This is a genomic window from Simplicispira sp. (assembly GCF_028687295.1).
GTDB lineage: Bacteria > Pseudomonadota > Gammaproteobacteria > Burkholderiales > Burkholderiaceae_C > Simplicispira > Simplicispira metamorpha.
On record NZ_JAQUAL010000029.1, the window covers coordinates 1 to 26698 of the forward strand.

24 protein-coding genes are annotated in these 26698 nt (G+C 65.7%); 9 read left to right on the forward strand and 15 right to left on the reverse strand.

Annotation, left to right across the window (positions count from 1 at the left end):
• The 9 genes from PHX69_RS05305 to PHX69_RS05345 all read right to left on the reverse strand — a co-directional run.
• On the reverse strand, nt 1–185 hold a 185-nt coding region (locus PHX69_RS05305; RefSeq protein ID WP_288042702.1), incomplete at its 3' end, for a GTP-binding protein.
• Between the two features lie 252 nt (nt 186–437).
• Nucleotides 438–2540, reverse strand: coding sequence for an elongation factor G (gene fusA / locus PHX69_RS05310; RefSeq protein WP_119013552.1), 2103 nt, complete (start codon nt 2538–2540; stop codon nt 438–440).
• A 152-nt stretch (nt 2541–2692) separates the two neighbouring features.
• Entirely contained in the window at nt 2693–3166 is a 474-nt protein-coding gene (rpsG, locus tag PHX69_RS05315; RefSeq protein WP_027996767.1) for a 30S ribosomal protein S7, read from the reverse strand.
• 170 nt (nt 3167–3336) lie between these two features.
• The gene (rpsL, locus tag PHX69_RS05320; protein WP_056266875.1) at nt 3337–3714 is read right to left on the reverse strand and encodes a 30S ribosomal protein S12; all 378 of its coding nucleotides are present in this window, start codon (nt 3712–3714) and stop codon (nt 3337–3339) included.
• 102 nt (nt 3715–3816) lie between these two features.
• Entirely contained in the window at nt 3817–4989 is a 1173-nt protein-coding gene (locus PHX69_RS05325) for a D-alanyl-D-alanine carboxypeptidase family protein (RefSeq protein WP_119013553.1), read from the reverse strand.
• 89 nt (nt 4990–5078) lie between these two features.
• Nucleotides 5079–5720 carry an alpha/beta hydrolase gene (locus tag PHX69_RS05330; protein ID WP_288042706.1) on the reverse strand — a complete coding sequence of 214 codons (642 nt, stop codon included), beginning with the start codon at nt 5718–5720 and terminating at the stop codon, nt 5079–5081.
• A gap of 83 nt (nt 5721–5803) precedes the next feature.
• The gene (locus PHX69_RS05335; protein ID WP_288042707.1) at nt 5804–6157 is read right to left on the reverse strand and encodes a (2Fe-2S) ferredoxin domain-containing protein; all 354 of its coding nucleotides are present in this window, start codon (nt 6155–6157) and stop codon (nt 5804–5806) included.
• A gap of 9 nt (nt 6158–6166) precedes the next feature.
• Complete coding sequence (locus tag PHX69_RS05340) at nt 6167–7294, reverse strand: VanZ family protein (protein ID WP_288042709.1); 1128 nt, start codon at nt 7292–7294, stop codon at nt 6167–6169.
• 19 nt (nt 7295–7313) lie between these two features.
• Nucleotides 7314–7742, reverse strand: a complete 429-nt coding sequence (locus PHX69_RS05345; RefSeq protein WP_119013557.1) for a CopD family protein — start codon at nt 7740–7742, stop codon at nt 7314–7316.
• A 91-nt stretch (nt 7743–7833) separates the two neighbouring features.
• On the opposite strand from PHX69_RS05345, the gene hemB reads away from it, so the two are divergent.
• Nucleotides 7834–8841 carry a porphobilinogen synthase gene (gene hemB, locus PHX69_RS05350; protein WP_119013558.1) on the forward strand — a complete coding sequence of 336 codons (1008 nt, stop codon included), beginning with the start codon at nt 7834–7836 and terminating at the stop codon, nt 8839–8841.
• A 52-nt stretch (nt 8842–8893) separates the two neighbouring features.
• Nucleotides 8894–10024 carry a magnesium transporter CorA family protein gene (locus tag PHX69_RS05355; RefSeq protein ID WP_119013559.1) on the forward strand — a complete coding sequence of 377 codons (1131 nt, stop codon included), beginning with the start codon at nt 8894–8896 and terminating at the stop codon, nt 10022–10024.
• 78 nt (nt 10025–10102) lie between these two features.
• Here PHX69_RS05355 and PHX69_RS05360 read toward each other — a convergent pair whose 3' ends face one another.
• Nucleotides 10103–10795, reverse strand: coding sequence for a dienelactone hydrolase family protein (locus tag PHX69_RS05360; RefSeq protein ID WP_288042710.1), 693 nt, complete (start codon nt 10793–10795; stop codon nt 10103–10105).
• Nucleotides 10796–10862: 67 nt separating this feature from the next.
• Here PHX69_RS05360 and PHX69_RS05365 point away from each other — a divergent pair, with 67 nt between their 5' ends.
• Nucleotides 10863–11498 (forward strand): MarC family protein, encoded by a 636-nt coding sequence (locus PHX69_RS05365; RefSeq protein ID WP_119013606.1) that lies wholly within the window; start codon nt 10863–10865, stop codon nt 11496–11498.
• 141 nt (nt 11499–11639) lie between these two features.
• Here the strand turns inward: PHX69_RS05365 and rsmA are convergent, their stop codons facing one another.
• Genes rsmA through PHX69_RS05380 form a run of 3 tightly spaced genes read right to left on the reverse strand, consistent with a single transcriptional unit; the run spans nt 11640 to nt 16347 of the window.
• Nucleotides 11640–12407 (reverse strand): 16S rRNA (adenine(1518)-N(6)/adenine(1519)-N(6))-dimethyltransferase RsmA, encoded by a 768-nt coding sequence (gene rsmA / locus PHX69_RS05370; protein WP_288042711.1) that lies wholly within the window; start codon nt 12405–12407, stop codon nt 11640–11642.
• 38 nt (nt 12408–12445) lie between these two features.
• Complete coding sequence (locus PHX69_RS05375) at nt 12446–13879, reverse strand: peptidylprolyl isomerase (protein WP_288042712.1); 1434 nt, start codon at nt 13877–13879, stop codon at nt 12446–12448.
• A gap of 11 nt (nt 13880–13890) precedes the next feature.
• On the reverse strand, nt 13891–16347 hold the full coding sequence (locus PHX69_RS05380) for an LPS-assembly protein LptD (RefSeq protein WP_502958478.1): 2457 nt from the start codon (nt 16345–16347) through the stop codon (nt 13891–13893).
• Nucleotides 16348–16456: 109 nt separating this feature from the next.
• On the opposite strand from PHX69_RS05380, the gene PHX69_RS05385 reads away from it, so the two are divergent.
• The 6 genes from PHX69_RS05385 (at nt 16457) to PHX69_RS05410 (ending at nt 25225) form a co-directional block, all read left to right on the forward strand.
• On the forward strand, nt 16457–17593 hold the full coding sequence (locus tag PHX69_RS05385) for an aminoglycoside phosphotransferase family protein (RefSeq protein ID WP_288042713.1): 1137 nt from the start codon (nt 16457–16459) through the stop codon (nt 17591–17593).
• 88 nt (nt 17594–17681) lie between these two features.
• Nucleotides 17682–18428: a 16S rRNA (uracil(1498)-N(3))-methyltransferase gene (locus PHX69_RS05390; protein WP_288042714.1), complete on the forward strand. Its 747-nt coding sequence runs from the start codon at nt 17682–17684 to the stop codon at nt 18426–18428.
• 170 nt (nt 18429–18598) lie between these two features.
• Entirely contained in the window at nt 18599–19768 is a 1170-nt protein-coding gene (locus PHX69_RS05395) for a LuxE/PaaK family acyltransferase (protein ID WP_288042715.1), read from the forward strand.
• Nucleotides 19769–19791: 23 nt separating this feature from the next.
• A complete protein-coding gene (locus PHX69_RS05400; RefSeq protein WP_288042716.1) occupies nt 19792–22326 on the forward strand; it encodes an acyl-CoA reductase in 2535 nt (844 codons plus the stop codon).
• Nucleotides 22327–22356: 30 nt separating this feature from the next.
• Nucleotides 22357–23658, forward strand: a complete 1302-nt coding sequence (locus PHX69_RS05405) for a phenylacetate--CoA ligase family protein (protein ID WP_119013567.1) — start codon at nt 22357–22359, stop codon at nt 23656–23658.
• Nucleotides 23651–25225 carry an ATP-binding protein gene (locus PHX69_RS05410; protein ID WP_288042718.1) on the forward strand — a complete coding sequence of 525 codons (1575 nt, stop codon included), beginning with the start codon at nt 23651–23653 and terminating at the stop codon, nt 25223–25225. The genes PHX69_RS05405 and PHX69_RS05410 overlap by 8 nt, the downstream gene beginning before the upstream one ends.
• 78 nt (nt 25226–25303) lie before the next feature.
• On the opposite strand, the gene PHX69_RS05415 is transcribed toward PHX69_RS05410, so the two are convergent.
• Together PHX69_RS05415 and PHX69_RS05420 are read right to left on the reverse strand one after the other, a co-directional pair.
• Nucleotides 25304–25849 carry a phasin family protein gene (locus PHX69_RS05415; protein ID WP_288042719.1) on the reverse strand — a complete coding sequence of 182 codons (546 nt, stop codon included), beginning with the start codon at nt 25847–25849 and terminating at the stop codon, nt 25304–25306.
• 246 nt (nt 25850–26095) lie between these two features.
• Nucleotides 26096–26467, reverse strand: coding sequence for a carboxymuconolactone decarboxylase family protein (locus PHX69_RS05420; RefSeq protein ID WP_119013570.1), 372 nt, complete (start codon nt 26465–26467; stop codon nt 26096–26098).
• Nucleotides 26468–26698 lie beyond the last annotated feature (231 nt).

Consider the following 26698-nt stretch of genomic DNA (forward strand, 5'->3'; position numbering starts at 1 on the left):
GTGATACCGCGGGCCTTTTCTTCGGGCGCTGCGTCGATCTGGTCGTAAGCCTTGGCTTCGCCGCCGAACTTGGCGGACAGCACTGTAGCGATGGCCGCTGTCAGCGTCGTCTTGCCATGGTCCACGTGACCGATCGTGCCCACGTTGACGTGGGGCTTGGTGCGTTCAAACTTACCTTTTGCCATTTTCGATTCTCCAAAGAGCGATGCCTGTGTAGTGGTTTAACGTCTGCATCCGGTTGCTGATTCGCCCTGCACAGGCAACGGAGCGGCACCGGATCGCAGATTGCAAAATATTTGCTATTAAATCGATAGCTTCTAGCGCTTACTGCGTAAGGGCCAGAGGCTGTTTTGACCTAATTTACCTAGACAGAATCTGGTTGACCCCGATCTGGCTAGCGGGGGTCAGAGCAGCAAAGCTGGTCTGACCCCAAGGGCTTATTTAGCCCGTGAAGCCATGATGGCTTCAGACACGTTGCGCGGTGCTTCGCTGTAGTGCTTGAATTCCATCGAGTAGGTAGCGCGACCTTGCGTGGCCGAGCGCAGCGTGGTCGAGTAACCGAACATTTCCGACAGCGGCACTTCAGCGCGAATGGCCTTGCCACCACCCGGGATGTCGTCCATGCCCTGCACCATACCGCGACGGCTGGACAGGTCGCCCATCACGTTGCCGGCGTAGTCTTCGGGGGTTTCGACTTCCACGGCCATCATGGGCTCCAGAATCACGGGGTTGGCTTTGCGGCAACCTTCCTTGAAACCGAAAATGGCAGCCATCTTGAACGCCAGCTCGTTCGAGTCCACATCGTGGTACGAACCGAAGTGCAGCGTGACCTTGACGTCCACCACAGGGTAGTTGGCCAGCACGCCTTGCGTGACAGCTTCGTTGATACCCTTTTCCACCGCAGGAATGTATTCGCGCGGCACCACACCACCCTTGATGGCGTCGATGAACTCAATGCCCTTGCCGGGTTCATTGGGTTCAATCTTGAGCACCACGTGACCGTACTGGCCCTTACCACCGGACTGGCGCACGAACTTGCCTTCGGCTTCTTCGATGGTCTTGCGGATGGTTTCGCGGTAGGCCACTTGGGGCTTGCCGACGTTGGCTTCCACACCGAACTCGCGCTTCATGCGGTCAACGATGATTTCCAGGTGCAGTTCACCCATACCGGAAATGATGGTCTGGCCCGACTCTTCATCGGTCTTGACGCGGAAGGACGGATCTTCAGCAGCCAGGCGTTGCAGGGCGATGCCCATTTTTTCCTGGTCGGCCTTGGTCTTGGGCTCGACAGCCTGCGAGATCACAGGCTCGGGGAACACCATGCGCTCCAGCACGATGGGCGAACCAACATCGCACAGGGTTTCGCCTGTGGTCACTTCTTTCAGGCCCACGCAGGCAGCGATGTCACCGGCGCGGATTTCATCCACTTCGACGCGGTCGTTGGCCATCATTTGCACGATACGGCCGATACGCTCTTTCTTGCCCTTGACCGAGTTGAAGACGGTGTCGCCCTTGGTCAGCACGCCGGAGTACACGCGCACGAAGGTCAGCTGACCGACGAAGGGGTCGGTCATCAGCTTGAATGCCAGCGCAGAGAACTTCTCGCCATCATCGGCCTTGCGGCTGATGGGGGCTTCTTCGTCGTCCGTACCTGTCACATCCGGAATGTCGGTAGGTGCGGGCAGGTAGTCGATCACGGCGTCGAGCATGCGCTGCACACCCTTGTTCTTGAAAGCCGTACCGCACAGCATGGGGTGGATTTCGGTGGCAATGGTGCGCTGACGCAGACCGGCCTTGATTTCCGCTTCGCTCAAGTCACCTTCTTCCAGGTACTTGTTCATCAGCTCTTCTGTGGCTTCAGCAGCGGCTTCGACCATCTTTTCGCGCCATTCCTTGGCGGATTCGAGCAACTCAGCAGGGATCTCCTGGTACTCGAACTTCATGCCTTGCGATGCTTCATCCCAGATGATGGCTTTCATCTTGAGCAAATCGACCACGCCCTGGAACTTGTCCTCGGCGCCAATCGGGATCACCACAGGCACAGGGTTGGCCTTCAGGCGCAGCTTCATCTGGTCATAGACCTTGAAGAAGTTGGCACCGGTGCGGTCCATTTTGTTGACAAAGGCCAGACGTGGCACTTTGTACTTGTTGGCCTGGCGCCACACGGTTTCGGATTGGGGCTGCACGCCACCCACAGCACAGTACACCATGCAGGCGCCGTCCAGCACGCGCATCGAGCGCTCGACTTCAATGGTGAAGTCCACGTGACCGGGGGTATCGATGATGTTGAAGCGGTGCTCGGGGTAGGACAGGTCCATGCCCTTCCAGAAGCAGGTCACGGCCGCCGATGTGATGGTGATGCCGCGTTCTTGCTCTTGCTCCATCCAGTCGGTGGTGGCAGCGCCGTCGTGCACTTCGCCCAGCTTGTGGGTCACGCCGGTATAAAACAGGATACGTTCAGTGGTGGTGGTCTTGCCGGCGTCAATGTGGGCCGAGATACCGATATTGCGGTAGCGCTCAATGGGGGTCTTGCGAGCCATGGTGAGTCCTTGATGGGTCGTGTTTACAGGGGGGTCAGGCCACACATGGTTGCATCGCAGCCCGAAAATTTTGTGACCGCCTCAACCAGAACAAGGCTGCGGGCAAAAATGCCAGCAGCCTTGTGCGTTGACCGAGACTTCAGGTCAATCGCTTAGAAGCGGAAGTGGCTGAATGCCTTGTTGGCTTCGGCCATGCGGTGCACTTCGTCACGCTTTTTCATAGCACCGCCACGGCCTTCAGTGGCTTCCAGCAGCTCGTTGGCCAGGCGCTGGGCCATGGACTTCTCACCGCGCTTGCGAGCGGCTTCTTTCAACCAGCGCATGGACAGGGCCAGGCGACGCACAGGGCGCACTTCCACAGGCACTTGGTAGTTCGCACCACCAACGCGGCGCGACTTGACTTCAACCATGGGCTTGACGTTGTTGATGGCAACAACGAAAGCTTCCAGCGGGTCTTTGTCAGGGTGCTTTTTCTCGATCAGTTCCAGCGCGCCATAAATGATGCGCTCGGCCACTGCTTTTTTGCCGCCTTCCATGATCACGTTCATGAATTTGGACAGCTCTACGTTGCCGAATTTAGGGTCCGGCAGAATTTCACGTTTGGGGACTTCGCGACGACGTGGCATTTTTTACCTCTATCTTTGCTTCAGTTGGCATCTTTTCAGACACCGCGAGAGCCAATCAGGACTCCCACTTACTCGACCCACGCAAGACATTTGCGCTTGGGGTCACTACGCCGAATTACCGCGCCACGCGGCAAAGCAGCACCGAAAATTTCTGTGCAAAAGCGCAGGGCTTATTTGGCCTTGGGCTTCTTGGCACCGTACTTGGAACGCGACTGCTTGCGGTCTTTCACGCCTTGCAAGTCGAGCGAACCGCGCACGATGTGGTAACGCACACCGGGCAAGTCCTTGACACGACCACCGCGCACCAGCACCACGCTGTGCTCTTGCAGGTTGTGGCCTTCACCGCCGATGTAGGAAATGACCTCAAAACCGTTGGTCAGGCGCACCTTGGCAACCTTACGCAGAGCGGAGTTAGGCTTCTTGGGGGTGGTGGTGTACACACGGGTACACACACCACGGCGTTGCGGCGAGTTTTCCATCGCCGGGCTCTTGGATTTGGTCTTTTCGACCTCGCGCCCGTGGCGCACGAGCTGGTTAATCGTTGGCATGAATGTCGTCCCTAAACGTAAAACGAAAACGTGAATCCCTTCGGAATTTCCGAAAAGCCTTCCAATGTAGCAGCGAGGCGCTTGCAAGGCAAGCAAAAACCTTTATCGAATCCACATGCGGATGGCATCCCAGGCGCGGCCCAGCACACCGGCCTGCTCCACGCCATCGAGCGCGGTCAAAGGCACCTCGCGCAGCACTTCTTCACCCAGCGTGACCTTGAGCGCGCCAATAGCCTGGCCCTTGGCAAAAGGTGCCACCAGCGGGTCTTGGTGGGACACCTGGGTAGTGATCTTGCCAGCACTGCCCGCAGGCACGGCCACCACGATGGCCTCGGGGCGGCCCATCTTCACGCTGTTGCTCTGGCCCTTCCAGACGGTGGGGGTGGCCACAGGCTGGGCCGCATCGAACAATTTGACGGCATCGAACGCGGTGTAGCCCCAGTTGAGCAGTTTCTGGCTTTCGTTGGCGCGGGCGTTTTCACTGGACGTGCCCAGCACGATGGATACCAGTCGGCGCGTGCCCACATTGGGGAACTCACGCTTGGCCGTGGCCACCAGGCAGTAGCCTGCGGCGGCAGTGTGGCCCGTCTTCAGGCCATCGACCGTGGGATCACGAAACAGCAGCGCATTGCGGTTGTTGCCGTTGGAGGCAGGGGTGCCGGGGTAGCTGTACTGCTTGGTGGCGTAGTAGTGCATGTACTGCGGAAAGTCGTGCAGCAGCCGGGTGGCCAGGATGCTCAGATCACGCGCCGTGGTCAGGTGGCCAGGCTCGGTCAGGCCCTCGGGGTTTTTGTAGCTGGTGCCGGTCATGCCCAGGGCTTTGGCCTGTTCATTCATCAGCTTGACGAAGTTCTCAGCGGTGCCACCCACGCCTTCGGCCAGGGCCATGGTGGCGTCGTTGCCCGACTGCACGATCATGCCTTTGAGCAGATCGTCCACGGCCACCTGCATCTTGGGGTCGATGAACATGCGCGAGCCGGGCATCTTCCAGGCGCGCACGCTGACGGGGAGCTTTTGCTGCAAATCCACCTTCTTGGCGGTCAGGGCGTCGAACACCAGGTAGGCGGTCATCAGCTTGGTCAGCGAGGCCTGCTCCACCGGCGCGTCGATGTTCTTGGCGGCCAGCACCTGGTTGGCCGTCACGTCCACCAGCATGTAGGTATGGGCCGCGATTTCAGGCGGCTGGGGCGCCTGCTGGGCCTGTGCCGACAGGGCAACGGGCACCAGCGCCGCAGCCAGAAAAAGGGAGCGCAGGGTAGAAAAAATGCGTTTCATGGGGTGGGCAAGCCATCAGTCAGAAAAAAAGAGCAGCGCACCAGCGCACACAAAGGCAACGCTGGCGGCGGGACGAAAGGCAGGGCGGTTCAGGCGCCCGATTGCAGGTGGCGCACCACCAAGTTTTTCAGCAGTGTCAATTGTCCGTGAAAAAAATGACCGCCACCAGGTACGACGGTGACCGGCAGCACCTGGGGCCGTGCCCAGTCGAGCACGGTGGACAGGGGCACGGTGTCGTCATGCTCGCCGTGGATGACCAGGGTGCGCAGGTGGGCCTGCGGCGGCACCGGGGCGACGTTGAAGCGGCTGGTGGCGGTGCCAACCAACACTGCGTGTTCGATGGTGCGCGCGTTCCACAGGTCGGCCAGCGCGTGGCTGGCGACAAAAGAGCCGAACGAGAAGCCTGCCAACGCAATCGGCCCCTGGGGCGCAACCTGCTCGACCACGCGCAGAAAGTCCTGCGCCTCGCCGCGCCCCTCGTCGTGGGCACCGACGCTGGCGCCCACGCCGCGAAAGTTGAAGCGCACCGCCGTCCAGCCGCACTGCACAAAGGCACGCGCCAGCGTCTGCACCACCTTGTTGTCCATGGTGCCGCCAAACAGCGGGTGCGGGTGGGCGATGACGGCCACGCCGCGCGGCACGGCCCCCTCGGGCACATGGGCGGCATCGCGCACGGCCTCGATGGTGCCGGCGGCGCCGAAGAGGCTCAGGCGTTCAGTCTGGGCATTCAAATTGCTATTCCTTTCATAGCTGCTGGCGCTTGACCAGAAAGCGCTGGAGGCCTAAAAGACCATAAAACGGGTATGAGCTTGAATCAGCGCCCAAGTTCCGCTGGCGTGAGCAACCGCTCTACCACCTGGCCGTTTTTCAGGTGGGACTCGACGATCTCGTCGATGTCGGAGGCATCGACGTAGCTGTACCAGGTGCCCTCGGGATAGACCACGGCCACGGGGCCGCCAGCGCAGCGGTCCAGGCAACCGGCCTTGTTCACCCGCACCTGGCCGGGGCCCGCCAGACCGGCCTCTTTGACCAGGGCTTTGCAGTGCTCGAACGCGGCTTTGGCGCCATGCTGGGCGCAGCAAGCCTCGCCATTGGGGCGCTCGTTGAGGCAAAAAAAGATGTGGCGTGCAAAGTAGCCGGGCGCGGTAGGGGTGGTGGTATCGGTCATGCGCGCATTTTAGGAAGCCACCTCGCGGCGCGACGCACGCAGCAGCACATAAACCAGTGCGGCATAAGGCCAGAGCCAACCCAGCCACTGGCCCATGCCAAAAAAGCGGATGAACCGCCCTTGCTCCCAGGCCTGCAAGGTTTGCGCAAAGTAGGCGCTGGTGGGCGCGTCATTGAGCAGCCCCAGGTGCACGGCCAGCACCAGCACCAGCAGCACCGCGCAGGCGCGCCGGGGCAGCCACAGCGTGGCCACCGCCAGCACCATGCCCATGCCAATGCCGGCACGCACCGGCACGCTCAGCCACTCCCAGGCGTGCGCCGGGCCATAACTCAGGGCCGCCGACAAGGCCGTGGCGGCCACGCCCACCGCCACACTGGCCAGCGCCAGCGCCGCCCGCCGCCCCGTGTGCACCGCCACGCTGTAGGCCAGCAGACAGGGCACCAGCAGCCCCAGCGCCACGCACAGCATTTCGGCAGCGGGCGAAAGCGGCTGCAACGCCTGCGCCCGTTCGGGCAGCCAGACCAGAAAAGGCGTGCCATCGAGCACATCGGCCAACGCACTCTCCAGGCGTTCCAGCACCTGGCCCAGACCAAACGGCTCAGCCGCCGGAAACAACAGCGCCCAGGGCCACAGTGCCAGCAGCACCAGTGCGCCACGCGCCTGCGGCACAAACCAGCGGGCCCGAAACCGGCTCCAGCGGTCAATCGCCCCCAGGCGCTCCAGCAACGCAGCCAGCAAGGCCCCGCCCAGCGAGCCCCCCGCGTTGAGCACCAAATCCAGGTTGGAGGGCACGCGCTGGGGCAGGTAAATCTGCAAAAACTCCATCAGCAGCGACAGCAGTGCGCCCGCCAACGCCGCCAACGGGATGGCACTGCGCGGCCAACCCGTGCGCAACAGCGCCAGCGCCAGCAAAAAGCCCAGCGGCGCATAACCCACGACGTTGATGGCGATGTCAAACCCCGTCCAGTACGGCGGGGGAATGTGCGCCAGCAAAAACACCTGCGGGGCAATGCCCTGCGCCCGCCAGCCATCGAACGGGAACAGGCTGGCAAACACAATCAGCGCGGCATAGACCAGCGCCAGCGGCCAGGCCGAGGTTTGGTGGCGGGCGGGGGCCGATTCGGTCGGTGTGTCCATGCAGCCGCGCGCCGCGCGCTCAGAAAGGCTTGACCACCACCAGCACCACGGCCACCAGCAAGAGCAGCACCGGCACCTCGTTGAACCAGCGGAACCAGACGTGGCTGCGCTGGCTGGTGTCGGCCACCAGCTTGCGCAAGATCACGCCGCAGGCATGGTGGTAGCCCAGCACCAGGGCCACCACCGTCAGCTTGGCGTGCATCCAGCCATTGCCGGGGCCACGGCCCACGCCATAGCCCAGCCAGAGCCACAACCCCGTGGCCAGCGCGGGCACCGCCAGCAGCGTGGTAAAGCGCAGCAGCTTGCGCGCCATGAGCAGCAAGCGCTCGCGCTCGGCCACCGAGCCCGGCGCCACCATCGCCAGATTGACGAAGATGCGCGGCAAATAGAAAAGGCCAGCAAACCAGCTGGCCACGAAGATGATGTGAAAAGATTTGACCCAAAGCATGGGGGCAGTTTAAGGGCCACGGGGGGCCGGTGACAGTGCCCACATTCCCAGCGCTCCAGGCTCAAGCGCGGGATGGGGCACAATTTTCACCATGCACCTCTCCAGCCCCACCCCCTTTCCCGCCAACCGCCCGCGCCGCCTGCGCCGTGATGCCTTCACCCGCCGCCTGGTACGCGAGCACGCCGTCACACCCGACGACCTGATTTACCCGGTGTTCGTCCACGAAGGCCAGGGGCGCAGCGAGGCCATCGCCTCCATGCCCGGCGTAGAGCGCCTGAGCCTGGATTTGCTGCTGCCCGTGGCCGAAGACTGCGTCAAACTGGGCATTCCGGTGCTGGCGCTGTTCCCGGCCATTGACCCCTCGCTCAAAACGCCCGACGGCAAAGAAGCACTCAACCCCGACGGCCTGATCCCGCGCGTGGTGCGCGCCCTCAAGGCCGAGTTCCCTGACCTGGGCGTCATGACCGACGTGGCCCTCGACCCCTACACCAGCCACGGCCAGGACGGCGTGCTCGACCAGCACGGCTACATCATCAACGATGAGACAGTGGAGATTCTCACCGGCCAGGCGCTCACGCACGCCGAGGCAGGTGTGGACATCATTGCCCCCAGCGACATGATGGATGGCCGCATTGGCGCCATCCGCGAGGCGCTGGAGGTGCAGGGCCACATCCACACCCGCATCATGGCCTACAGCGCCAAGTACGCCAGCGCCTTCTACGGCCCCTTCCGCGACGCCGTGGGAACGCGCGGCGCGCTGGGCAAGGCCGACAAGAACTGCTACCAGATGGACCCCGGCAACACCGACGAGGCCCTGCGCGAAGTGGCCCTGGACATTGCCGAAGGCGCCGACATGGTCATGGTCAAACCCGGTATGCCCTACCTGGACGTGGTGCGCCGCGTCAAAGACGAATTCAAGGTGCCCACCTTCGCTTACCAGGTCAGCGGCGAATACGCCATGCTCAAGGCCGCCGCCGCCAACGGCTGGCTCGACCACGACGCCGTGATGATGGAAAGCCTGCTGGCCTTCAAGCGCGCCGGGGCCGATGGCGTGCTCACCTACTTTGCCCGTGATGCCGCCCGACTTCTTCAAAAATGATAGCTACTTGCGCTCACCCAGCAAGCGATAGAGCCATATTTAACCCTCAGTAATGCGCATCTTTCACCTGCACAGCGGCGGCGTGCAAGAGCTTGGCGCCCTGCCCACCCAGGCGCCCGCGCAGGGCTTTGTCTGGATCGCCTGCACCCGCACGGCGCTGCAAGCGCAGCTGCCCGCCGTGCAAAACGCCCTGCAAGCGCTGGCGGGTGTGCAGCTGGTGGACTTGCACGTCTCTGACCTGCTCAATGCACAGCTGCCATCGCACTACGACTACACCTCGCAGTACGACCTGCTGGTGTTCCGGCGCCTGGCCAGCGCCGCGCCCGGCAGCGATGCCACCGGCGCCGACACCAATGGCAGCGCCCCGGCGCGCGGCGGCCCGCCCGTGCTGCGGCGCATCGACACCAGCCCGGTCGGCTTTGCCGTGTTCGACCAGGTGCTGCTGACCGTACACCCCAGCGACTGCGCCGTGCGCGAGGCCTATGCCGCGCGCCTGCTGGCCGCCATCCCCGGCGGCGATGCGCGCGAAAGCCGCAACCACCCTGCGCCCAGCACACGCCAGCCTGCCAGTCCCGCCGACCTGATGCTGCGCCTGGTCAACCTGATGGTGGACGGCTATCTCGACCTGCGCCGCACGCTCACGCGCCAACTGGACCACTGGCAAAGCGAGCTGCTCAAGCCGCGCGCGCGCTTTGTCAACTGGAGCGCGCTGCTGGATGCACGGCTGTCGCTGCACCAGCTCGATGAAATCTGCGAAGACCAGCGCAGCGCCGTGCAGGACTGGATAGACGCGCTGGCCACCTGGCCCGTGCCCGCCACCGCCGCCGGGCTGCGCGAGCACGATTTGCTGCAAGTGCGCAGCCGCGACGTGCTCGAGCACATCGAGCGCGTGGTACACCACGTGCGCCGCCTGGAGCAAAGCACCGAAACCGCCGTGCAAATGCACTTTTCAGTGCAAAGCCACCGCACCAACGACATCATGCGCACGCTCACTGCGCTGACGGCCGTGTTTTTGCCGCTGAACCTGATCGCCGGCATCTTCGGCATGAACTTTGAGTTTGTACCGCTGGTACACCAGCAAAACGGCTTCTGGTGGGCCATGGGCACCATGGCGGCGATTGCGCTGGCCCTGCTGGCGCTGTTCTGGCGCAAGCGCTACCTGGCGCGCACCCTCGGGCGCTGAGGCGCGCGCGGCCAGCGCCGGACGGGCGGCCCGCGCCCGTCGTCCGTCGCCTATTGCCAGCCACCAGGCCGCCCCGCATCAAGCCAGGCAGTGGTCGAAAAAAGCCAGCGTGCGGTCGCGTGCGGCCATGGCGCTGGCCTCGTCGTAACTGGCGCGCTGGTCGCAGTTGAAACCGTGATCGGCCTCATAGACATGCACCGCCACGTCGGGGTGGGCGCGGGCAAAGGCCTGCACACCATCGAGTGGAATCCACTGGTCATGTCGGCCAAAGTGCGCCAGCACCGGGCAGCGTGGCTGGCGTGCCGCCTCCTCGGCGCTGGTCATGCCGCCACCGTAGTAGCAGGCCGCGCCCGCCAGGCCCTGCAAGGTGCAGGCTGCGCGCCAGGCCAGCAGGCCGCCCCAACAAAAACCCACGGCGACCACCTTGGTGCCGCTGCGCTGGTGGGCGTAGTCGATGGCCGCCTGGATGTCGGGGAGCACGCCCGCGGCGGGCAATTGCTCCACTGCGGCCTTCAGGGCGCGGCCCGCCTGCAAGTCCTCGGCGCTGTAGCCCAGCTCCACCAGCGGCTGCACCCGCGTGAACAGGGCGGGCGCCACAGCCAGGTAACCGCGTGCGGCAAAGCGCTCGGTCACGGCACGGATATGTGGGTTGACGCCAAAAATCTCTTGCAGCACCACGATGGCGCCGCGCGGCGGGCCTTCGGGCACGGCCACCCAGGTCGGAAAGTGCTGGCCATCGGCGGCCTGGAGGTCAATGGATTGGCTGTGCATGCGGGTGTGCTCCTTAAAACCGGCATTTTTGCAGGTGCGCCAACACGCCTGGTGGCAAGATGGCCGCATGGATCTGAAACCCCTCATCACCTTGCTGGTCATCGTCAACCCGCTGGCCATCGTGCCTTTTTTCATCCACTACACCCAGGGTTTTTCGTCGCAGCAGCGCCAGCGCACCATCCAGGTGGCGGCCTTCAGCGCGTTTTGCGTGATAGCCACCTGCGCGCTGCTGGGGCTGCAAATTCTGGAGTTTTTCAACATCTCGCTGCAAAGCTTTCAGGTCGGTGGCGGCCTGCTGCTGTTGATCAGCGCCATGAACATGCTCAACGCCCAGCCTGCCGAGGCCAAGGCGCACACCAACGAGTTCGAGGAAGGCGCGGAGAAAGCCGCCGCCGGTGCCAGCATTGCCGTGGTGCCGCTGACCATTCCGCTGCTGACCGGCCCGGCAGCCATGTCCACCGTGGTGATCTACGCCGACCGGGCGCAAACCGTCTGGCAGCACACCGCGCTGGTGGGCTACGGCGTGGTGGTGGCGGTGGCCACCTACCTGTGCTTTTCGCTGGCCGAGCCGATTGCGCGTGTGCTGGGCAAGACCGGCATCAATGTGATGACGCGGATCATGGGGCTGATTCTGGCGGCGCTGTCGGTGGAGGTGATGGCCGTGGGGCTGGGCAAAATCTTCCCGGTGCTGCTGGGGCGCTGAAGGCGGGTGCTGGCACCCTACTTTTCATGCCAAAACAGCCTGCAACGCCCGCCTGTCGGGCGCGAGCAGCTATCAAAAACAAAGCAAATTACGCAGCATGGACGGCGCCGCGCCACCTGCGCGGGGCGCCTGCCAACGGGCCTACACCGCCTGCAAGCTGGCCGCCAGCGCCAGGTACTCGGCCACGGGCACTTCTTCGGCGCGGCGCTGCACGTTGAATTCGCCCGCAAAGCCGCGCGCCTCCAGCCAGCGGCCCAGGGTGTGGCGCAAAAGCTTGCGCCGCTGGCTGAAGGCCACCTGTACCAGTTCTTCCAGCAGTTTGGGCGCCAGCGCCACGGGCTGGTCGCGCGGCACCATGCGCACGATGGCGCTATCGACGCGCGGGGGCGGATCAAAGCTCTCGGGCGGCACGAACAGCACGTTCTCCATGGCGTAGCGCCATTGCAGCATCACCGACAGGCGGCCATAGTCGCCCGTGGAGGGCGAGGCCACCATGCGGTCTATCACCTCTTTTTGCAGCATGAAGTGCTGGTCGGCAATCACGTCCACAAACTTCAGCAAATGGAACAGGATGGGCGTGGAGATGTTGTAGGGCAGGTTACCCACCACTCTGATTTTGGGAGCACCCAGCGCTTGTACCACCTGGGCAAAGTCCACTTTGAGCACATCAGATTCGATCACGTCAAGCTGGCCGTGCAGGCGCAGGCGCAGGGCCAGATCACGGTCGAGTTCGATCACCGTCAGGCGGCCCAGGCGCTCAACCAGCGGCTGGGTGAGCGCGGCCAGGCCGGGGCCGATCTCGACCATGGGCTCGCCCGGCTGGGGCGCGATGGCGTCCACGATGGCGTCGATGATGCCGTGGTCGGACAGGAAGTGCTGGCCAAAGCGTTTGCGGGGAATGTGTTTCATGCAGCAGGGGGTGGTGGAGGGGGTGCCGTGGGGGGCCGTTATTGCGGTGGCTCGCGGTATTCAACGTAGGCGCGCGCGCGCAGCTCCTGGCCCCACTGGGTGTAGGCCTCATCGAGCTTTTTGGCGCGCACGGCGTCGCGCGCCATGTCGCGCTGCTCGCGCGCGGAGGGACGCACCTGGCGGCGCTCCATCAGCTGGATCAGGTGAACACCAAAGCGCGACACCAGCGGCTCGCTGATGTCGCCGGGCTGCAGTACGTCCATGGCGGCTTCAAACTCGGGCACGTAGCGGCCTGGGGTAGACCAGCCCAAGTCGCCGCCTTGTTTGGCGCTGCCGTCTTTGGAATGCTCGCGCGCCAGGGTGGCAAAGTCGGCCTGACCGGCCAGGATGCGGCGGCGGTAGTCGGCCAGGCGGGCGGCGGCAGCGGCTTCCGTGAGCTGCGCATTGGGCAGCAGCAGGATGTGGCGTGCGTGGCTTTGCGTGACCAGGGCGGCGGTGCTGATGCTGTCTTTTTCCACCACCTTCAGCACGTGAAAACCCGCGCCCGAACGCAGTGGCCCGGCCACGGCGCCCACGGGCAGTGCGGCGGTGGCGGCCACAAACAGCTCGGGGTAACGCTCGGCGGGGCGCATGCCCAGCAGACCGCCGCTGGCGCGCTCGGGCGCGTCAGAAAACTCCCGCGCCAGGGCGGCAAAGTCCTGGCCCGCGCGGGCCTGCTCGGCCACGGCCTGGGCACGGGCCTGGCGCTCGGCCACAGTGGCGGCATCGGCGTTTTCCGGCACGGCCACCAGCACATGGCCCAGGTTCAGCTCCAGCGCCGCCACATCGCCCGTGCCAGACTGCGCTTGGCGCAGGTAGATATCCACGTCTTGCTCACTGACGCGCACGCGCGCTTCGACTTCGCGCTCGCGCAGGCGTTGCAGCGTCAGTTGACGACGCAGGTCTTCACGGAACTGCGCCGGGGTGATGCCGTCGGCGTTCAGACGCTGGTGCATCTCGGCCACGCTGACGCTGTTCTGGCGCGCCACGGCCAGCTCGGCCTGCGTGATGGCGTAGTCGTCCACGCGGATGCCGCCTTCGGTGGCTTGCTGCAGCTGGATTTTTTCCAGGATCAGGCGCTCCAGCACCTCGCGCAGCAGCAGCTCGCGCGGCGGCGGGTTGCCTTGGGCGGCCAGTTGCTCGGTGGCACGGGCCAGGCGGGCCTGCACCTCGTTGTTGGTGACGGGATCGGCGTTGACCACGGCGACGATGTAGTCGGCCTGGCGCGTGGCCGGTGCGCTGGCGGCAGTGGCCGCCGCAGCGGTGGCGGCAGCGGCGGTGGCCGTGCGCGCAGGCGCTTTGGCGCTGGCCGCTGGAGCGCGCGCGACGCCAGGTTTGGCAGCGCCCGGCGCGCGCAACCCCTGCGCGCTGGCGCCCGCAGAGACGAAGGTGGTCAGGCAGGCAAGGCCCAGGGCAAGGACACGGTGGTTCATAGCGTTCAAAATCAGTCGTAGTTGCTGAAGCGGCTGGGCGTGCTGACCTGCTCACGCAGGTATTGGTAGCGCGGGATATTTTGTTTCAGGCTGGCCAGCGGGCTGGCGCCCAGGCTCAGGCGCGAGAAACCGACAAATTCAAGCTGGAACAGCAGCCGCGTGTTGGAAGTGGTGACGCTGCTTTGCAGGCGCTCGAGCACCACGCGGCCAATCCAGCAGCAACCGTCGTATTCGAGGCCGACCACGGTATCGACCAGTTTGCGGTCTTGCAGGCTGTAGTTCAGGCGGCCCACGCTGTACCAGCGGCCACCGCCCTGGCCCCGGCCTGCGCCCAGCTCCTGGCCTTTGTCGCCCCACAGGTCGTTGAGGGGCCACTGCCAGCCGATGTCGATTTGCTCGCTGGTGCCGCGCTGCAAGCGGTAGGCGGCATTGACGGTGCGGTAGTTGCCGGGGCTGTAGCGCGCGCCAATGGTGGAGCGGATGGAGCGCCCGGTTTTGGGGTTGTACTGCACCGTCGAGTCCAGCCCCCACTGCGGCGTCCACTGCAAGCCCGCGCCCAGCAGCAGGTCGGACAGGCGCTCATCCAGCGGCGCGCTGCCGGGCAGGGTCACGTCCTGGTCAGAAAAGCGCAGGCGCTGGGCCACGCCAAAGCGCGCGGCCTCGGCGCCGGTGGTGGGGTCGAGCAGCCGCGAGGTCACGCCCAGCGTGAGCAGGTTGTTGTCGGCCAGGCGGTCGTGGCCACCAAAGGCGTTCTCGGTATAGATGGTGGTGAAGTTGAAGTCGTTGGCTGCGGTGTCGTACAGCGGCAGCAGGCGCTGGTCACGGAACGGCGTGTAGGTGTAGAAGGCGCGCGGCTCCAGCGTTTGCACAAAGCTGCGGCCCAGGTAGCTGGCCTCGCGCTCGAACACCAAGCCGCTGTCGAGGCTGAAGGTGGGCAGCACGCGGCTGGCCGAGCGGCGGCCATCGGCCAGCGGGCCATCAAACTGGTATTGCGTGGCGTGCAGTTGCAAGCGCGGCGTGATGAAGCCTGCGGGCGCCAGATAGGGGCGGCTGATCTGCGCCAGGGCATAGCTGCGCGTGGCGTTGGGCTGGCCCGTCAGGCTGCGCTGGGCGCGAAAGCGCGTGGTGTCGGCCTCCAGGCGCGTCTCCAGCCCCCCGCCCAGGCTCTGGGTGGGCGTGTAGCGCCAATGCAATTGGGGCAGGCGGTCGTAGGGCGGCACGATGGGCGCGCTGGTGTCTTGCAGGGTTTGCCACTTCAGCGTGCGCAGTTGCAAGGCCATATCGCCCTGGCCCCACGACAGCGTGGCGTCCCCGGGCAGCAGGCGCTGGGTGAGCTGCTGGCCAGCGCGGGAAAAGTCGCGCCAGTAGTTGTCGTCGCTCACACGGTTCAGGTTGAGGTTGAGCCCCAGGCCGCCCATGCCGGTCTGCACCGTGGCCTGGTGCTGCACCGCGTAGCTCCAGCGGTCATGGCCGCGCAGGCGGTCGGAGGGCATGACATCGGCGCTCAGCTGGCCCCGGTAGGTGGGCTCCAGGTAGCGGAACTCGCCGCCCGCGCTCACGCCGCGCTTGGCCCGGATGGCAGCGCGCAGCGTGGCATCGCGGTTGGGCGCAATGTTCCAGTAGTACGGCTGGGCGTATTCCAGCCCGTTGAGGCTGTCCACCCCGATGGTCGGGGGCAGCAGGCCGGACTTGCGTTTTTCCGACAGCGGAAAGCTGATGTACGGAAACGGCAGCAGCGGCACGCCCTTGAACTCCAGCACCGCGCCCTCGGCGGTGCCCACTTCTTCGGCCATGTCCAGGTGGATGGTCTTGGCGCGCAACACCCAGTCGGGCTGCCAGCTGGCCTCGTCGGTGCGCTGGCAGGTGGTGTAGGTGGCGTTGTGGACCACGGCACGGTCGCGGTCGATGAAGTCCACGCGTGTGGAATCACCGTGTGCGGCGTTGCGCAAGAACTGGTACTGGACGTCGGTAAAAAAGCCCTCGAAGGCGTTGACGCGCAGCTCCAGCTCTTTGCCTTCATAGACGTTGCCCGCGCGGTTGATGCGCACCTGGCCCTGTGCCTTGGCCAGGTCGCCTTCCACCAGGTATTCCATGCGCTGAGCGCGGATCACGGTGTCGGCGCGGCGCAGCTCGGCGTTGCCCTCGATCACGGTGCGCACATCGGCCTGGCCCTCGATGCGGTCGCCAAAAACGAACGTGGGCATTTGCGCACGCTGGGCATCGGGAATGGTTTCTTGCAACAGGCCCGTGGCACGCAGCGGCGCAAGCGCGGGTGCGGGTGCAGCAGACGGGGCAGACGCCGACGGTGCCGGTGGCGATGGCGGCGGTGCATCGGTGGTGTTCTGCGCCAGGGCCGCCAGCGGCAGGGCGCACAACGCGCCAGCCACCCAAGGCGCCAGCGCCGTGCGGGCAGGGGTGCCAGCGCTGCGCGGGCGGGGCCACACGGACGGCGAAAGTGGGCGGGGCAGCAAGTCGTCGGGCAAGGGATTGAGTCCATCAAATGGGCGAGCCACCAGCGCCCATGCGCCTGCCCGCCACCCGCGCCAGGCAGGCCGGGTTTGTAAAATCCGATTATCCATGAGCCACCCTGCCCCCCTCTCTCCCAGCGCTGCGCCTGCCACCGCACCCACCACCACTCCCAGCGTGGACTGGCCCAGCCCCCAGCGCCGCGCCGCTTTCGAAGCCTGGCTGGCGCCGCTGATCGCCCCGCACCAGTTGCAAGCGGCCAGCCTGCGCCCGGCCTCTGCTGACGCGAGTTTTCGGCGCTACCTGCGCCTGGACACCGCCACGCCCGGCGCCAGCTGCATCGTGATGGACGCGCCGCCCGACAAAGAAAACTGCCGCCCCTTCGTACAGGTGCAGGCGCTGCTGGCGCAGGCCGGGCTGAGCGTGCCGCAGATCCTGGCCTGGGACGAGGCCCAAGGCTTCATGCTGCTGTCCGACCTGGGCACGCAGACGGTGATCGAGCGCCTAGACCCTGAACGCCCCCAAGACGCATTTGCCTGGTACCAGCAGGCCACCGATACGCTGCTGCAGTGGCAACTGGCGTCGCGCCCCGGTGTGCTGCCGGTGTACGACGAAGCCCTGCTGCGCCGCGAGCTGGCGCTGTTTCCGGATTGGTACATCGCCCAGCACCGGGGCACGGTGCTGGACGACGCGCAGCAGGCCGTGCTCAGCCACGCCTTCAACCGCATCGTGGCGCACAACCTGGCCGCGCCCAGCGTGTTCGTGCACCGCGACTTCATGACCCGCAACCTGATGGTGCCCCAGCAACCCGGCGGCCCGCTGGGCGTGCTGGACTTCCAGGACGCGGTGTACGGCCCCATCACCTACGACATCGCCAGCCTGCTGCGCGATGCCTTCATCAGCTGGGATGAGAATTTCGTCATCGACATTACCGTGCGTTACTGGGAAAAAGCCCGCAAGGCGGGGCTGGTGGGCGCCAACAGCCACAGCGGCTGGGGCGCCGACTTTGGCGAGTTCTACCGCAGCGTGGAGTGGATGGGCTTGCAGCGCCACCTGAAAGTGGCTGGCATTTTTGCCCGCCTGACGCTGCGCGACGGCAAGCCCAAATACCTGGCAGATGCGCCGCGCTTTCTGCACTACATCCGTGCCACCACCGACCGCTACCGCGAGCTGGGCCCGCTGCGCAAGCTCATCGACCAGATCGAGGGCACCGAAGCGGCCATGGGCTACGCTTTTGGCCGGATGTAGGCCGCATGTAGGCCGCGCGCAAAATTGAAGCAAAATCAGCCTCCAGCCCTTGCACAGTGGGCGCGAGCAGCTATCAAAAAAGGACTGAATGCCCCGCTTTCACTGCCCCGTTGACCTGGCCACCGGCGTTGACATCGAACTGCCCGCAGGCGCCGCGCGCCATGTGCAGGTGCTGCGCCTGCAACCGGGTGACGCCATCACGCTGTTTGGCGACCGCGCCGGTGGCGAGTGGAGCGCCAGCGTCACCCACATGGGCCGCAGCAACGTGCGCGTGCAAATCGGCGCCCACCACGCCATCGAGCGCGAGGCGCCGCGCGCCATCCACCTGCTGGCGGGCATCACCGCCAACGAGCGCATGGACTGGCTGGTAGAAAAAGCCACCGAACTGGGCGTGGCCAGCATCACGCCACTGCTGGCCGAGCGCAGCGTGCTCAAGTTGAAGGGCGAGCGCGCCGACAAAAAGCTCGCCCACTGGCAGGCCGTGGCCGTGGCCGCCTGCGAGCAGTGCGGGCGCAACCGCGTGCCGCCCGTTCACCCGGCGCGCAGCCTGGCCGACTGGCTGGCAGCGCAGTCGGCAGGCGCTGTGGAGGACGGTGCGACCACGGCCATCGCCACACGCCTGCTGTTGTCACTGCGCCCGGGCACACAGCCACTGCACGCCGCCGCCCCGGGCAGCGGCCCGGTGCTGTTCCTCTCCGGCCCGGAAGGCGGCCTCAGCAACGCCGAGGAAGACCTGGCCCTGCAACACGGCTTTGCCCCCGCCACGCTGGGTGCGCGCGTGCTGCGCGCCGAAACCGCGCCGCTGGCTGCGCTGGCCGCCCTGGCGCTGGGTTGATCCGCCTGACGGCGCGCCAGCGTCGCCGCCCACCCGTTTCGGTTGCGCCCGCCTGCGCGGACACCGTGCCAGCCCCCCTCCACCAGCCCATAAAGAGGTCGGTATTTTCACAACTTGCCTATATCCTTGGCCGTGCAATTTCCCATGCACCAGAAACCAAGGAGACAGCATTGCGTATTCCCTCTGACCTGCCTGATTCCCGGTCATCAATGCCGCCTGCTGGCGTGGTTGACTACTGCGCCCAGCGCACACCCTACCTGCCAGAGGCCGACACCGATGCCCGCTTTGTCGCCGCCATGGCCGACATCACGCGCTGGCACCAGGAGCGCTCCCCCTGGTACCGCGCCTTTCTGGCCGCCAGTGGGATCCAGCCATCGGCACTGCGCACGGTGCAGGACGTGATGGCGCTGCCGCCCGTGCATGCCAACTTCTTCAAGGCCCATGAAGTGCTGTCGGTACCCGAAAGCGCCATCGAAACACACCTGACCTCTTCGGGCACCACGGGTCAGAAATCACAAATGTTCTTCGACGCCTTCACCCTCGGCGGCGCACGGCGCATGGTGGACGACGTGATGGCCGCACGCGGCGTGGTCAGTGACGCTCCGGCCAATTACCTGGTCAACGCCTACGAGCCCTACGAGGGCCTGCGCGTAGGCACCTCCAACACCAACCAGTACCTGATGCGCTACGCACCGCCCGCCCGTACCTTCTGGTCACTGCGGGCGCTGGGGCCAGGCCAGCACGAGTTCGATGCCTTCGGCGTTCTGGCCACGCTGGCCGACTACGCCCAGGACAGCGTGCCCACGCGCATCATCGGCTTCCCGGCCTTTTTGCACTTCGCGCTGCGGCGCATGGCACAAACCGGTGCCCTGCCACTGCGCCTGCCACCAGGCAGCTGCGTCATCTTTGGTGGGGGCTGGAAAGGGCATGCCGACCAGGCCATTTCGCGCGAAGCCCTGCACCGCGACATCACCCACTGGCTGGGTATCCCGTCCGAGCGCATCGTCGAGACCTTCGGGGCGGTCGAGCACAGCATCCCTTACGTGGATTGCCACCAGCACCACCTGCATGTGCCCACCTGGTCGCGCGTGGTGGTGCGCGACGTGCGCACCCTGGCGCCGGTGCCCGACGGTACACCCGGCTTCCTGTCTTTTCTCTCGCCCTATATCACCTCGGTGCCCGCCCACAGCGTCGTCATGGGCGACTTGGCCGTGCGCCACCCCGGCGGCAGTTGCACCTGCGGCCTGCCATCGCCCTGGTTTGAAGTGCTGGGCCGCGCTGGCACCTCTTCCAACAAGAGCTGCGCCGCTGCCGCCGCCGAGCTGCTGCCCACCGCCTGAGCCGCCCCCACCCAAGGAAACCCATGGACATTTCAAGCACCCCTGCCGCGATCGCACCGCATTTCTGGTTTGGCCGCTGGGTGGACGATGCCGCACTGCCCCACGCCCTGGAGCACCTGGCCGCGCATCTGGACGCCACCCTGGCCCGCGCCTTCCCCTTCGATGACCTGTTGAGCGCCTGCGCCGCCCTGGCAGAAGACCTGCGCCACGCGCGCGGCGCTTTCCAGGCACTGCATGCCCAGGCCTGCCGCAGCGCCACCCCGGAGGATGCGCGCGCAATGCTCGCAGCCATCGCCGCAATGCTGCAACGCGATGCGCTCCAGGAAAAACTGCGCTCCGAACTGGGCACCCAGCGCCCCGGTGTGCTGGAGCGCCGCTACCCTGGCCGCCAGTACGAGGCCTGGATGCCTGCGGGCTGCGTGGTGCATGTGGCCCCCTCCAATGTGTTCACCGTGGCCGCGATGGGCATGGTCGAAGGTTTGCTGGCAGGCAACCTCAACGTGGTCAAGGCCAGTGCGCGCGATGGCGACTTCGCGCCGCTGTTTGCCCAGGCCCTGGCTGCACACGATCCGGGCGGGCGACTGGCCGACTACATGGCAGTGCTGCGCCTGCCATCGAGCGACCAGGCACTGCTGCAACGGCTGTTTGCCCACGCTGACGTGATTTCTGCCTGGGGCGGCGAAAAGGCCGTGGCCGCCGTGCGCGCCAGCGCCCCGGCCCACACCCGCGTCGTCGCTTGGGGGCACAAGGTGTCTTTCGGCTATCTGGCGGCCGAATGCCTGGACGACCCCGAGGCCCTGGACGGCTTCGCGCGCGATATCTGCCGGCTCGACCAGCAAGCCTGCTCCAGCCCCCAAACGCTGCTGGCAGAAACCGATGGCCCGGGGCTGGACGCGCTGGCTCAGCGCCTGGCACAGGCCCTGGCCCGCATCGCCCCGACCATTGCCGGGCACCACCCGGACACCGCCGAACAAGCGGAAATCACCACGGCAGTGAGCGTGGCGCGGGCCGAGGAGGCCCTGCAACTGACCCGGGTCATCGAAGCAGCAGACGGCGGCTGGCGCATCCTGCTCGACCGCCGCCCGGGCCTGCGGCCTTCGCCGCTGTACCGCACCATCTGGCTCAAGAGCGTGCAGCGTGAGCACCTGGGCGCGGCCCTGCGCCCCATGCGCCCCTGGCTGCAAACCTGCGGCCTGGCCACGGGCCTGGCCAGCGCGGCGCCCTTGGCGCGCAGCCTGCTGTCAGCCGGTGTCAGTCGCATCACCCGCCCCGGCGAGATGATCGACAGCTACCTGGGTGCGCCGCACGACGGCGTATATGCATTGCAGCACCTGGCCCGGAGGGTCTCGGTGGATGGCCCGCCCGCCCTGGCCTGTGTGGGCAGTCTGGATGCGCTGGAGCCGCCAGCGGCGCTGCGACCACCCGCTGTGCCGGTGATGGACAAAGCCGCCTTCCAAGCCCTGTCCCTGGCGCATGACGATCCCTTGACTGGCCTGGTGGTGCGCAGCGGCGGCTCCAGCGGCCAGGTGGCCTACTCCACCTTCCGCTGGGCCGACTACCACGAACAAATGGCCGTCACCGCCCATGGTTTGGTGGCTGCGGGCCTGGAGCCCGCACGCGACCGGGTGATGAATCTGTTCGCGGCAGGGTATCTGTACGGCAGCTTCATCAGTTTCTGGACAATCCTGGAGCATCTGCGGGTGCGCCAATACCCCATGGCGATGGTGCCCGAGTATGAGCAGATCGCCGAGCAAATCCTGGCACACCGCACCAACGTGCTGATCGGCATGACGCCGCACCTGCTGGGTCTTTTCAGATCCCAGGGGCAGCAGATCAAGGCGGCGGGCTGCGTGGAAAAGGTGTTTTACGGCGGCGAAGCCCTGTCGCCCGCACAGGTGCGATTTCTGCGCGAGGAGTGCGGTGTGCCGGTGGTGCGCTCAGTGGCCTATGGCTCCAACGATGCAGGCCCCATGGGTTACCAATGCGAGCACAGCCAAGGCGGCGTACACCACCTGTTCACCCGTTTGCAGACGCTGGAGATCGCGCGCCTGGACGAGGACGCGCCCGTGCAAGGCACCGAGATCGGTCGCTTGCTGCTGACCTCGCGCGCACGCAGCGCCCCCACCATCGCGCGCTATGAAATCGGCGACACCGGCCGCTGGGTGCCGGGCCCCTGCCCCTGCGCACGCCAGGAGCCGCGCTTTGAACTCACTGGTCGGCTGGGCGACGTTTTCAAGGCCGGCGGCCCCTTGCTGAACTACAGCCGTTTTGTGGATTTTCTGAGCCAGCAGCTGGACTACGCCGGGCCGGTACAGCTGCACATCGACAGCGAGCCTGCCGCTACCGTGCTGCGCATCTGGGTGGACGACACCTTGCAGGCACCCACCACCGAGGCAGCAGAGCAACTGTGCGCCTGGTACGACGAATTGGGCGTGATCCGCACCTACCAGCTGCCGCTGATCGTGCGCCTGGAAATCCATCCCCACAGCGATTTCGTGCGTGTCAAGGCCAGCGGCAAATTGCGCCATGTGTGCGACCACCGCCTGGACGCCACCTGACCCTTCCACCTATTTCCCCTCGCATCCACCATGACCGACCTCTCCGCTGCCGCACCGCCGACCCAGGCCCAGCGCCTGGCCGCGCTGCTGTCCTTTGCACGCACCCACTCGCCTTTTTATCGCGACTTCTACGCCGCCGTGCCACCGGGCGAGTCCCGCCTGGACGCCTACCCGGTGCTCGACCACAAGGCCTTCTGGGCCGCCAACACGGTGCATGACAACCGCGTATTCACCGCCCCACTCACCGAAGGCATCACTTTCAAGAGCGGCGGCACCACTGGCCAGCCCAAATACTCCGTATTCACCCACGCCGAATGGCGCGCATTCACCCAGGCATTCGGGGGCGGTATGCGCCGTGCTGGTCTGCGCGAAGGTGAGCGCATTGGCAACCTGTTCTATGCGGGCAAGCTGTATGCCTCATTCCTGTTCATTGGCCGCAGCATCGAAGCCGCTGGCGCAGGCATCTGCTACCCCATCGGAGGGGACGATGCCGAGGAAATCCTGGCCACTTGGCGCCAGTTCAGTCTGACCACCCTGGCGGGTGTGCCCACCACGCTGATGGCGCTGCTGGAGCGCCTCACGCCTGCCGACCGCGCAACGCTGCGCCTGGAAACCTTTCTGTATGGCGGTGAACCCATGTTTGCCGACCAGATCGCTGCGCTGCAGCAGGTGTTTCCCGGCTGCCAGGTGCGCTCGATCGGCGTGGCCGGTGTGGACTACGGCGAGCTGGGCTGGGTGCCCGCAGGCGCCGAACCCGGGGTGCACAGCGTGTTCGACGACAGCACCGTGCTGGAAATTCTGGAGGACGACAGCGACCAGCCGGTGCAAGGCACTGGCCAGGCAGGCCGGCTGGTGCTGACCAACCTGGAGCGGCGTCTGGTGCCCATCATTCGCTACCCGGTGGGGGACCGGGGCGCCTGGATGGATCCCCCGGGCACGCCCCAGCGGCGCTTTCGCCTGCTCGGGCGCACCGAGGAAGGCGCACGCATCGGCCCGATGACGCTGTATGTGGACGACATCCTGGCGCTGTTGGCCAGCCTGCAACGCCAGGGTACGGATTGCACGGTGCAGTCCTTCCAACTGTGCATAGACCATGCCGAACGCCGCGACCGACTGCGCCTGCGCTTGGCCGTCACCACACCACAAGCGCGCAGTGAGGCCGATGGCACCCGCGTGCGCGAGGCCCTGTATGCCCAGCGCCCCATGTTTGCAGACCTGATCGATGCAGGGGTGGTGCATCCGCTGGAAGTGGAATGGACTACCCCCGCTGCCCTGCTCACCAACCCCCGTACCGGCAAGCTGCTGCGCGTGGTGGATCGCCGCCATGGCTGACTGCTCCATGCCCACCCAGACCCCGACGCCACAACCACCCGACCCCCGCCACGACTGGCTGCGCCTGAGCGTGCCTGCGCACCCACGCGCCATTGCCATCGTCCAGGCACTGCTGTCGGCCCAGGCCAGCACGCAGGGCTTCACACCCGCGCAACGCATGCGCATGCAAACCGCTGCCGAGGAAGCCCTGCTCACGGTGCTGCGCTGCGCCCATGACGACGAACCGGATGCCGATGCAGCCAGTGTGCTCGACATCCTGGTAGCGGTACTGCCCCCGGTGCTGCAATTGCGCATCACCGACCACGGACTGCCCTACGACCTGAGCCTGGTGCCGCAGTACGACCCAGCGCAGCCCGACAGCGCGGTACAGGACGATGCCGGTCTGTCCGCCTTCCTGATGCACCAATTGGTTGATCGCTCGCGGGTGCTCAACCTGGGTGCGCAAGGCCAGCATGTCGAACTCGAATGGTGGTTGCCCCAGCAAGGCGCCCTGACCACACCAGTGGCCAACCACGCTGCGTCCGATCACGCGGGCCCGACCCCGGTGGAGCCCGCTCCAGCGCCGACCACCCTGCGCCCGCTGGAGGCTGGCGATGCCATCCATCTGGCCCGCCTGATGTACCGCAGCTATGGCTACTCGTACGTCAACCCCGACATGTACATCGCTGAACGCATCCTCGCGCGCGGCCAAGATGGCCGCCTGACCTCCTGGGTGGCGCAGGCGCAGGACGCCGCTGGCGCCCCCATCGTCGGCCACATCGCACTCATGAAAGACCACCGCGATGACCCGGCCCTCGAAGTCGGCGCCGCCGTGGTGGCACCCGACCAGCGCGGTGGCGGCCTGCTGGGCCAACTGCTGCAAACCGTGACCCAAGCCCTGGAGCAGCGCCCCGAGGCAGCGGCCTTCGTGCATGCCGTCACGCGCCATCCCTACACGCAAAAGACCTTTGGCCGACTGGGCTACCTGCCCACCGCACTGCTGCTGGCCTACACCCCGGCCAGCCTGCAATTTCGCAGCATTCCGGGCCAGGCATCGACCCAGCGGGGCAGCGTGTTCTATGCCTGCCGTCTGCTGCGCCCCGCCCCGTCAGTGGATGTCCACCTGCCACCCGATCTGGCCACCCTGGTGCTGCCGCGCGCCGCCGACATCGGCATGGAACTGCGGCCCCAGCCGCTGCGCCGGGATGCGCTGCAAGGTGCCACGCAGTTGCAGGTGCGCGTCGAGCCAGCACTCAACGCGGCCTTCGTGGTGGTGCGCCATGCCGGTGCTGACCTGGGCGAGGTGCTGCAACGCGCCCTGCGCCAGTGGTGTCGTCAGCAGGTCGATGCGATTTACCTCAGCCTTGACCTGTGCGACCCCGGTACACCCGCAGCGTGGGAGTGTGCAGCCCCTTTGGGTTTTCTGCCCGCAGGGCTGACGCCCTACATGCCCTGGCCCGCCACGCTGGCGCTGCAATACCTCAACAACCAATGGCTACAGGCCGACGCCATCGCCACCGTGGGCCCCGCAGCACAGGCACTGCGCGACCAAGTATTTGCCGCTTACCGGCAGCGTGAATGCCTTTGAGCCCACACAGCAAAAAGGCCGAACCCTTGCGGGTTCGGCCTTGGTGGCTCTGGTGCGCAGGCCAGTGGCCTGCCGGGCTCAGACCTTGGCGGCGGGCTTGGCCGTCTTGACCGTCTTGGCCACCACGTCGGTCACGTGGTTTTGGGCTTGTGCCATGGCTTGCTGGGCAGCAGCCTGTGCCTGTGCAAAGGCTTGCTGGCCGGTGGTGGCAGCGTTCTTGAAGGCGGAAACAAAAGCTTCGCTGCCAGCAGGAACGTTTTGGGTCATGGACTCCACGGCGCTGCCCCAGGTCTTTTGCGCATCGGCCAGCTTGTCTTTGGACACCTTGGACAGCTCAGCGCCGGTTTGCGAGGTGATTTCGTAGACGCTGCGGCCATAGGCAGCGGCCTTTTCAGCCATGGGCTGGGCCAGCTTGGAGGAGGCAGCCAGCACGTCTTCCGGGGTGGTGGCAGCAGCGGCAGCCTGGATGGAACCCAGAGAGTTTTCCAGCACCGACTTGGCGGTGGCCATGTTCAGTTCGGCCAGCTTTTCAAAGCCAGCGAAAGCGGTGGTGGCCAGGGCGGTCAGGTCAGCGGCGGCGTTTTTGCCAGCAGCGGCGAAGGCTTGGGTGTCGAATTTTTGCATGAGAAGCTCCATCAGGTGGTGTTGAAAAAGCGCCGACTCCAGGCCTTCCCGGAAAAATGCTGCGGCGCAACATGACGCTATGGTAAGTGAGTTTGGCGCATTTGCAAGACATTTTTGTTGCAGTGCAACATTTTTCACTGCGCAGTGGAGAGTGCGATGTTTACCGGGTGCGAGCAAACCGGGTTTTGACGGCGCGCTGCACCCAGCGCACCAGATTGGCGCCGTGGCGCGCCCAGCAGGGGCACATCAGGCCGACGCCGGTGCGGCGGCTGCGGCAGCGGCGCTGAATTCATCGAACGCCGCAGAGGTTTTGGCCGCATACATCAGCGATGGCCCGCCGCCCATGTACACGGCCATGGCCAGCGCCTCGGCCAACTCGGCGCGCGTGGCGCCCAGCTTGACCAGCGCCTGGGTGTGAAAGCCCACGCACGGATCACAGCGCGCGGCCACCGACAGCGCCACGGCAATCAGCTCCTTGGTCTTTTTGTCCAGCGCGCCCGCCGCGCTGGCCGCCTTGCCCAGCGCATGGAAGGCTTGCAGGGTGTCAGGAATCTCGCTGCGCAGCTGGCCCAGCTCGGCGGAAATGCCACGGGTGAGATCGGTGTAAGAAATGTCCATTGCTTGCTCCTGAAAAGTTTGAATCAAAATCGGCTCCAGCCCTCGCACAGTAAGCGCAAGCAGCTATCATTTTTAAGTAACCACCTCGGCCACGGGCGCGCCGCGCAGTGCGTCCAGGCGGTGGCGGTAGGCCGCGTAGTACAGGGTGGGAATGACCACCAGCGTCAACACGGTGGACACCGCAATGCCGAAGATCAGCGAGATCGCCAGCCCGTTGAAGATCGGGTCGTC